This window comes from Bacillus sp. JJ1764, assembly GCF_036962145.1.
GTDB lineage: Bacteria > Bacillota > Bacilli > Bacillales > Cytobacillaceae > Neobacillus.
In genome coordinates, this window is the sequence record NZ_JBALNY010000130.1 from 1 (window position 1) to 8996 (window position 8996).

Sequence of the window (8996 nt, forward strand, 5' to 3'; positions counted from 1 at the left end):
CGTCGATATATCCCCTTTCTATGTCGATAAATAAAGATTCCGCCCCAAATAAAAAAGCCCGTCATTATTGAACAGGCTCACTTACTTCACGGTTATCGAATTCCCGGCATTTGGATTCCATTTCGTCCAAAATTGAGATTAAACGATCGATGTCATCTAGATTTGTCTCTTCTGGATCAATCGCGTCTAGGACGTCGATAAACATATTTAAACGTTGTTTTAAAAAGTTGACTTGTGTATTTTTATCAGTTAACGGGTTTCCCACAGTTCTTCACTCCTTTCGCTACCGTTTAATCCTACCGAATTCAAGCTATTTTTTCAATCATTCTCGTGATTTTCCTGTTTGATTCCAAAATGAGGTGAAAAATGCCGAAGCTCCCACCAAATCGGAGGGAGCTCCTTACCGCAATCTTATCGCGGGCGGTCGGACGCGACAAAGCCAAATGAAACATAGTCCTGTACCGGTATCCATGCTCCAATCCCTTGTGAAGTAACATTTTTAATCACAATAGATTTCCGGTTTCCTTTGAGCATTAGATAGACCTCGCCATAGGTCACTTTTCCTTTTTCATTTACACCTGGAGCATAGGCGTATAAATATCCTAGTCGGTTTGTAGGAATGTTGTAGATATGATCGTTCTTTGTGCCGGCACCAATGATGGTCTCAAAGGCCAGCGGTAAGTGGGTTTTTTCCATTGCCTTTAGGAGCATCATTTTTTTTACTTCTTCAGCATCTGGAATTTTGGATGTCAAGCCGCCACGGACAATCTTTTGTGACTCTTGGACATATTTAATCTGATATGGTGCATTGCCTCCGCGATTATCAAAGTAATTGGTATTAATCTTTTGATATTCCCAATTGGGAGATGTTTCTGATGATTCATAGTTTAACGGCCATTGTCCCAAATAAACAATAGCCCGGTAGCCGATTGCAAACGGTGTCCCATTAATACTTGTTTCATTGAGCATCCGGATTAAATCAGGGTTTTCAATTTTAACTTTTGATGAGTTAATTAGTTTTTTCGTTAAATCACTCGGCTGCAGGAACGGCAAGTCCTGAGTTGAGTTCGGATAGGTATTTTCCTTGGTGATATTGCGTACTGAAGGCGGCACCTGATATTTGACAGCCTCTTTTTTTGCCGCATCTTTATCAGCCATAACAGTTGGGATAAAAGTTAACATGAATAGCAATGTGATCAGTAAAGAAACATATTTCTTCACGGGTAGAACTCCTTTCACTAGTAGCATTAGTCATAGTTTTTTCGGAGTTGATAAATATTATCCATTCATGAGATTAAATTCTAAAAAGGGCCTTACNNGATTATAATACAATTAACTTATATAAAAGGAGGGCAGCGATCAATCGGCTAACAAAAATCATTTATCATCTTAAGGAGGTTGGGATCCCCGTCTAATATGAAATTCAACACTCGTGTTCTCAATTTTAACTAAACATGAAGGTTGGTGATTGATGGTACCCAAAAATGAAAGCGATTGATTTTTAAACCCTTAACGTCTAAATTATAGCATAGCTACAAGTACGAACCCGTTACATGAAAAAAAGACTCTAGGCCGAATAGGCTTAGAGTCTTTCGTGTTTATAGCAAGAAAAATCCGATTCCCATGATGGCGTAGGCGGCTAACAAGGTTAACCCTTCGAACCAGTTCGTTTCTCCGTCGTTGGAGATAATCACCATCAGCAGTACGGAAGAAGCCATTGCGGCTAGTTCTTGCCATGAGAATAACAAAGGCATTTTGGTATCAAAAAAGATGGAAACCAGCACAAGCACTGGTGCAACAAACATGGCGACCTGTAGGGTGGAACCGATCGCAATTTCTACTGCCACATCCATTTTGTTTTTAACAGCCATTAGGACAGCAGACGCATGCTCCGCGGCATTACCGACAATTGCCACAATGATAACCCCGATAAACAGCTCCGACCAGCCAAATGAATCAGCCACATATTCAAAAGTATGTACAAGGTGCTCTGAAATATAGGCAACGGCTAAGGTGGCAATCAACAGTACTCCAATAGCACGGCCTTTGCTCCACTCTGGTTCTTCTTCTCCATGCTCTTCAACCGTTTCACTTTGATAAACTCCACGATGGGTTACCAGTTTAAATAATAACGCAGCAACGTATAGTAAGATCAGCGTAATGGATATTCCAATGCTGAGAGAGAATGTTTTGGTCTCACTCATATCCATTGAAAAAACATCCGGAATGACAAATGCTACGATCACAGCAAACATTAATAATCCAGAGTTGTGGCGGGCATCATATACATTAAATTTTTGTCGCTTATATTTTAATCCGCCCAAAAAAAATGAAAGCCCTGCGACCAAGAGCAGATTCCCTAAAACCGAACCTGTTAAAGAAGCTAGAACGACACCAACCAGACCAGCTTTTAATGAAAATACGGAAATAATTAACTCAACTGCATTCCCAAATGTGGCGTTTAACAATCCGCCTATCCGTGGTCCTGCCACAATTGCCAGGCTCTCCGTCGCGCGCCCCATATAACTGGACAAGGCTATAATCGTTAAGCAATAGATCGCAAACATGACAATACTCGGCCAATGCATCAAAGTCCCGATGATGGAAACCGGCACACCTATAAATGTCATGAGCATAAAGATTTTATTCGTCACCACAATCCCTCCAAACATCTATTTCTATATCTTTCCCCTAAAACTGCCGACCCTATTTCCTGATAACACTGAAAAGATTATCACTTTTACGATTGATAAAGCAACATTTTTCTTGCAAAAGTGGAATATTCTAGATACCATCATGTATGACTATTTTAGAATAGAGGAAATCTTATGAATAAAAACAGCCTTCGCTTCTGGATTCTTGTCAGCATTGTTGCCATTTCCGGGTTTTCGCAAGGAATGCTGCTGCCTTTAATTGCCGTCATATTTGAAAAAAGCGGTGTTTCCTCCTCTTTAAACGGAATAAATGCAACCGCTCTCTATATTGGTATTCTCTTTGTCTCACCTTTCATGGAAGTGCCGCTTCGAAAATATGGCTATAAACCAATCATTATTGTTGGCGGTGGGATTGTTGTCTTATCATTGGCGTTATTTCCGCTCTGGAAGACATTTTGGTTTTGGTTTTTCCTGCGGCTATTGATTGGGATTGGCGACCATTCGCTTCATTTTGCCACCCAAACATGGATTACCTCTTCCTCGCCTGCTGATAAACGTGGAAGAAATATTTCTTTGTATGGATTATTTTTCGGGATTGGCTTTGCCTTGGGACCATTGATGACTCCTATGGTCAAGATCAATGAAGCCTTGCCATTTATCGTATCATCCGTGCTATGCTTCATTGGCTGGGTGTTTGTTTTTTCCATAAAAAATGAATTCCCAGAACAAACGGTTACCATTAATTCATTTTTAACTACCATTAAACAGTTTCGAAAAGCATTAAAATTTGGCTGGATTGCGTTTCTGCCGCCACTTGTCTACGGATTTTTAGAGTCATCTCTTAATGGCAGCTTTCCTGTTTATGCGCTTCGAAGAGACATAGATGTTTCAAGTGTATCACTTGTTCTTTCCGCCTTTGCGATTGGCAGTATTATTACGCAGCTTCCACTTGGAGTATTAAGTGACCAATACGGACGCAGAAAAATCCTAATGACAGTACTGTTCCTTGGTTTTTGCAGCTTTATGTTCGCCAGTTTTCTTGAGAAATCAACAATTGGATTATTTGTTGCCTTTTTAGCTTCGGGGATGCTTGTCGGATCGACGTTTTCCTTGGGGATTAGCTATATGAGCGATTTGGTCCCAAGAGAATTGCTGCCTACTGGAAATTTGTTATGCGGTATTTTTTTCAGTCTGGGAAGTCTTACAGGGCCCATCTTTGGCGGATTATTCATAAAGTATTTTCAAAATGTCAGTTACTTCTATATCATCAGCACCCTTTTGCTGATTGTTTCTTTAATTATTTTTACTTTTGGAAAAAAAGCTGGGCCTGCTTTGCAGGAACAAAAATCATAATGGCTTGCTAGAGCATATTCATTTCTAAGACATAGAATATATGGTAAACTTATTACAAATTAACATTACTTTTTCCTAACTGGGAATCTGCTGTCATCGCATGATGACAGCTTTCGTGTTTTTTAGGGGTTGTGAATTTGATTATTTTTCTCAATTACAATTTACAAGGAGGGAGAAACAAATGAGTACCGAAGCAAAGTCACTTACTAAGGGGATCCAAAAAGTAAGTATGGTAGAAAAAATAAAACCGCATTTAGAATTAATTGCAGCCGGATTAAGCGGCTTTCTCATTTTAGCAGGGTGGCTACTCGACCGATACGGACAAGGGGCTGACTCCATCATTGCCTATCTTTTGGCGTTTGTCATTGGAGGATTTGCCAAAGCCAAAGAGGGGATTGAGGAGACTTATGAAAACAAGGAGTTAAATGTAGAAATGCTAATGATTTTTGCAGCGGTTGGTTCTGCGATCATTGGCTATTGGACCGAAGGCGCGATTCTGATTTTTATTTTTGCCGTCAGCGGTGCTTTAGAGACGTACACCATGAATAAAAGCCATAAAGAAATATCCTCTTTAATGGAATTGCAGCCGGAAGAGGCTCTGTTAATCTCCAATGGTTACGAGCGAAAAGTGCCTGTATCCGAATTAGGTGTTGGAGACCATATTTTAATTAAACCAGGTGAAAGGGTGCCTTCAGACGGCGTAATCATTAAGGGACAAACGAATATTGATGAAGCCGCCATTACTGGGGAGTCAATGCCTGTTTCCAAAGGTATTAAAGGCGAGGTTTTCGCTGGAACAGTAAACATGACCGGTTCCATTACTGTTGAGGTGACCAAAGCAAGCAGTGATTCTTTGTTTCAGAAAATCATCCAGCTTGTGCAGTCGGCGCAAAGTGAAAAATCACCATCTCAGCTGTTTATTGAAAAATTTGAAGGAACATACGTAAAAACCATTTTAATTGTTGTAGTTATCATGTTTTTCCTCCCCCACTTCCTACTGGGCTGGAATTGGCATGAATCTTTTTATAGAGCAATGATTCTTCTTGTTGTCGGTTCACCGTGTGCCTTGGTGGCATCAATTATGCCGGCTACCTTATCTGCAATTTCCAACGGAGCCAAACACGGGATTTTAGTAAAAGGCGGGATGCATCTAGAAAACCTTGGCCATTTAGAGGCAATCGCTTTTGATAAGACTGGAACGCTTACTAAAGGAAAACCGGAAGTAACAGAGGTGATTGTCCGAGAAGGGATCGCAAAAGCTGATCTTATTTGGAAAGTAGCCTCCATTGAAAGCCATTCAAATCACCCGCTGGCGCAGGCCATTGTCAAGTTTGCAAAAGATTCGAACAGCAAAGAGTTGATTCATCCTGACAGTCTTGAGGATATTGCGGGTTGGGGCATTAAGGCGACTATAAACGGTGAGCATTGGAAAATTGGTAAAGCTGGATTTGTAGGTAAAGAACAAGCTGATTCCTTTGCCAATGGAATTACCAAGGATCTTGCCACACAAGGTAACACCCTTGTTTTTATTGAAATAAATGAGGTATTAAGTGCGGTTGTCGCTTTAAAGGACGTGGTCCGCGAAGAAACAAAATTAGCTCTAGACCATTTGAAAAAACAAGGCATCCACACCGTTATGCTAACCGGTGACAGTGAAAAAACGGCTAAAGCCATTGCTGCTGAAAGTCATGTGGATGAATTCTTCGCTGAATGTTTGCCTGAAACCAAAGTGGAACATCTTAAAAACCTGCAAAAAACATATAAAACCATTGCCATGGTTGGTGACGGGATTAACGATGCTCCAGCGTTGGCCACTGCTAACGTGGGGATTGCCATGGGGGAAGGAACTGATGTCGCTCTAGAGACTGCCGATGTCGTCCTCATGAAAAATGACTTGCCTAGGATAGCGGAAGCCATCCAGCTTTCCCAGCGTATGAATCGAATTATTAAGCAAAATATCGTTTTTTCCATTACTATCATTGCACTATTAATATCGTCCAACTTTTTTCAGTTCATTGATTTGCCTTTTGGTGTCATTGGACACGAAGGAAGTACCATTTTAGTGATCGTAAACAGTTTACGATTGTTAAAGTCGAAGCATAATCCGACCCAAATCACAAGTTCTTCCAATACAAATTTACATGCATAACAAAACCGGGCTATAGAGCCCGGTTTCTTTAGTGATAGCCGTTAGATCCGTTAGCAGATCCTGATGTCTTATTTCCTTTACTACCTTTACCCTTTTGCTTGGTACCGCCGTCTTTTTTCGTGTGCTTTGTCAAGGTCATGACCTCCCTTAGATGAATGGGTTATCCCCACTCATAGTTTGAACAGAAGAGCCATTTTCATAAAGGTAAGTATTAGCAGTTTGTCCGGTTTTTTTCACTGTAAAAGGCGTTGATTTCTCCGCCTAAAATAATTATGAATGCGGATATGTACAACCAAAGCATCAAAACAATAATAGCACCAATACTACCATACGTAACCGAATAATTGCTGAAATTCCCCACATAAACAGATAAACCGAAAGATGACAAAATCCAGCCCCCTGTTGCAAAAGCTGCCCCAGGAAATGCACTGCGGCAGCGAAGTCTAACATTGGGTGCAATCCAGTATAATCCGGTAAACAACACAAACAAGATAACCACGCTGGTAGCTAGGCTCAAGGTATTCCAAACCTTAATAAATTCCTTGGTATGCCCCAACTGGGTAAATAGGTAGATGCCAATTTCTCTTCCGAAGATCGGCAGAATAATGGCTAGAAGAAACACAAAAATCATGCCAAACGTGAGCAGTACAGCTGTACCACGAGCTATAATGAACGAACGGCTTTCTTTCACGTTATAAGCTTTATTAAAGGCCCTTACAACGGCATTAATCCCATTTGAAGCGGACCACAACGTCCCAATAATACCAAAAGAAAGCAATCCTCCACTTCGATGGCTCATTACTTCATCAACAGTCTTTTCAATTAGTTCCATGGCTTCTGCTGGTGCAAATTCCTTGATAACCACAAGCATATCCTGATGTGGGATTGGCAAATACGGAATTAAAGTAAATAAAACTATTAACAGCGGAAATAATGAGAGAAGAAAATAATAGGCAAGCTGGGCGCTTAAGCCTGGTAAATCATCCTCAACAATTCGATGCCAGAGCAGACGAATTAATGAAGAACGAACATTCCTATTTTTCTCCATTATTATTTCTCCTTTGATTTATTGGGATTGTTTTTCAGCGAACAGCTCTTCCTCATCATCATGGGTAAAGGTGTCCTTTGCTTCCTTAATCGCATCTGTAACTTTGGGTGTTAAATCACGGAGCTCATCCACTTTTTCTGCAACAAAGGAAAAGTCCTCCCCCACTTGCTCTACAGTGGAAATAATCGTAGCGGCGGTTTCCTTCACCTTTTCAACCATTTCACCGGGATGTTTGATGACGTATCCCACTTTTCCAGAAACATTTTTGACATGTCCTTTCATAGTTTCCCGGGTTGGTTTATCGAATAAGCTAATCACTCCACCTGCTAAGGCTCCAATTAGCATGCCCTTCCAGAACTGATTTTTCTTTGTCATTTTAATCTCTCCTTGCACGGTAATAAATATCTAAAGGTATGTATGAATGTAAAAACTACCAACATCTTCTCTTTATTTTGCTTGATATCAATTTATGATGCAAGTCCAATTCTAGAATATTGACATCCAACTAAGAACATGGAAAGATGGAAAATATAATGCGAAAGGGGCCTACACATGGATTTATCACAAAAGTCAGTTGAAAACGTAGAATATATGATTGAACAAATCAAAGAAAAGCTAAAAGTATTAAATCTTGGCGCAATCAAGCCATCTCACTTTGATGAAGAAATGTATGAAGAATTAAAAGAAATATATGAAATGATACAACGGAAAAACTCATTTAGTCCCAGTGAAATGCAAGCTCTTGTGGAAGAACTGGGGAACTTACGGAAAAAGTAAAAACAGACCGCGATGGTCTGTTTTTATTCTTGTTCGGTTAAAATAATCGGTCCGTCCTTCGTAATCGCAATGGTATGTTCATACTGGGCAGATAACGTCCCATCAACCGTCCGTGCCGTCCATCCATTCAAATCCATTTTAGTGTAGAACATGCCGATATTCACCATTGGTTCAATCGTGAAAACCATGCCTTCTTTAATCCTGGCACCTTTTCCCGGCAGTCCGTAATGTGGAACATCCGGCTTTTCATGAATGACTGAACCAATCCCATGACCAATGAAGTCTCGCACAACTGATAATCCTTCGCTCTCTACATAGGTTTGGATTGCATGACCAATATCACCAATTCGATTACCTGGTACAGCTTGTGAAATTCCACGATAAAGGGCCTCTTTTGTCACACGCAGCAGGTGATCAGTTTCCTCAGACACCTTTCCAACTGCATAAGACCATGCAGAATCTGCCAAGGCACCATTGTAATTCACCACCATATCAACCGTCACAATATCCCCTTCATTTAAAGGTTCCTTTCTCGGAAAGCCGTGACAGATTTCATCATTTATACTGGCACAGGTGGCATATTCATAGCCCTTATATCCTTTTTGCTCCGGGGTCGCACCGTGCTGACTCAAAAATTGTTCAACAAATTGATCAATCTCCCAAGTACTAATCCCTGGTTTAATCATTTTGGCAATTTCTTTATGACAAGCAGCCAGTATTTCTCCTGATTTTTTCATTGCTTCGATTTCTCTCGCAGATTTTAAAACAATCATTCTCTTCCCTGCCTTTTAGTTTATTTTTATGTAAAGAACAGATGAATGTGTGTATCACAAAAATTATACTTTCTGATACAATGGGTAACACTTTTAATATTAACGCTTGTGGTTGTTTTTTTCAAAAAACTTTCTAATTAAAAAAATCAATACTAATATTCACATTTTTGTAACATTCAAACGTTCTTAATATGGTACTTTTTTATTCGATTTGATAAAATAAAATTACTACTATTATTTAC

Annotated in this window: 9 protein-coding genes; 3 read left to right on the forward strand and 6 right to left on the reverse strand. The window is 40.0% G+C overall.

The window, feature by feature from the left end; genetic code table 11:
- Positions 1–64 precede the first annotated feature (64 nt).
- The 3 genes from V7083_RS17715 to cax all read right to left on the reverse strand — a co-directional run bounded on the left by V7083_RS17715 (position 65) and on the right by cax (position 2654).
- Positions 65–265, reverse strand: coding sequence for an SE1561 family protein (locus V7083_RS17715; protein ID WP_335480353.1), 201 nt, complete (start codon positions 263–265; stop codon positions 65–67).
- Between the two features lie 146 nt (positions 266–411).
- Positions 412–1158 (reverse strand): YfkD family protein, encoded by a 747-nt coding sequence (locus V7083_RS17720; protein WP_438823741.1) that lies wholly within the window; start codon positions 1156–1158, stop codon positions 412–414.
- Positions 1159–1598: 440 nt separating this feature from the next.
- A complete protein-coding gene (gene cax / locus V7083_RS17725; protein ID WP_335480357.1) occupies positions 1599–2654 on the reverse strand; it encodes a calcium/proton exchanger in 1056 nt (351 codons plus the stop codon).
- Positions 2655–2828: 174 nt separating this feature from the next.
- On the opposite strand from cax, the gene V7083_RS17730 reads away from it, so the two are divergent.
- Positions 2829–4007 (forward strand): MFS transporter, encoded by a 1179-nt coding sequence (locus tag V7083_RS17730; RefSeq protein ID WP_335480359.1) that lies wholly within the window; start codon positions 2829–2831, stop codon positions 4005–4007.
- 181 nt (positions 4008–4188) lie between these two features.
- On the forward strand, positions 4189–6156 hold the full coding sequence (locus V7083_RS17735) for a heavy metal translocating P-type ATPase (protein ID WP_335480361.1): 1968 nt from the start codon (positions 4189–4191) through the stop codon (positions 6154–6156).
- A gap of 211 nt (positions 6157–6367) precedes the next feature.
- Here V7083_RS17735 and V7083_RS17740 read toward each other — a convergent pair whose 3' ends face one another.
- Together V7083_RS17740 and V7083_RS17745 are read right to left on the reverse strand one after the other, a co-directional pair.
- Complete coding sequence (locus tag V7083_RS17740) at positions 6368–7204, reverse strand: YihY/virulence factor BrkB family protein (protein WP_335480363.1); 837 nt, start codon at positions 7202–7204, stop codon at positions 6368–6370.
- Positions 7205–7222: 18 nt separating this feature from the next.
- Positions 7223–7579, reverse strand: a complete 357-nt coding sequence (locus V7083_RS17745) for a YtxH domain-containing protein (RefSeq protein ID WP_335480365.1) — start codon at positions 7577–7579, stop codon at positions 7223–7225.
- Between the two features lie 177 nt (positions 7580–7756).
- Between V7083_RS17745 and V7083_RS17750 the strand changes: the two genes are divergently transcribed.
- Positions 7757–7981: a DUF1128 domain-containing protein gene (locus V7083_RS17750; protein WP_335480367.1), complete on the forward strand. Its 225-nt coding sequence runs from the start codon at positions 7757–7759 to the stop codon at positions 7979–7981.
- Positions 7982–8004: 23 nt separating this feature from the next.
- On the opposite strand, the gene map is transcribed toward V7083_RS17750, so the two are convergent.
- Positions 8005–8754, reverse strand: a complete 750-nt coding sequence (gene map, locus V7083_RS17755; RefSeq protein WP_335480369.1) for a type I methionyl aminopeptidase — start codon at positions 8752–8754, stop codon at positions 8005–8007.
- Between the last annotated feature and the right edge of the window lie 242 nt (positions 8755–8996).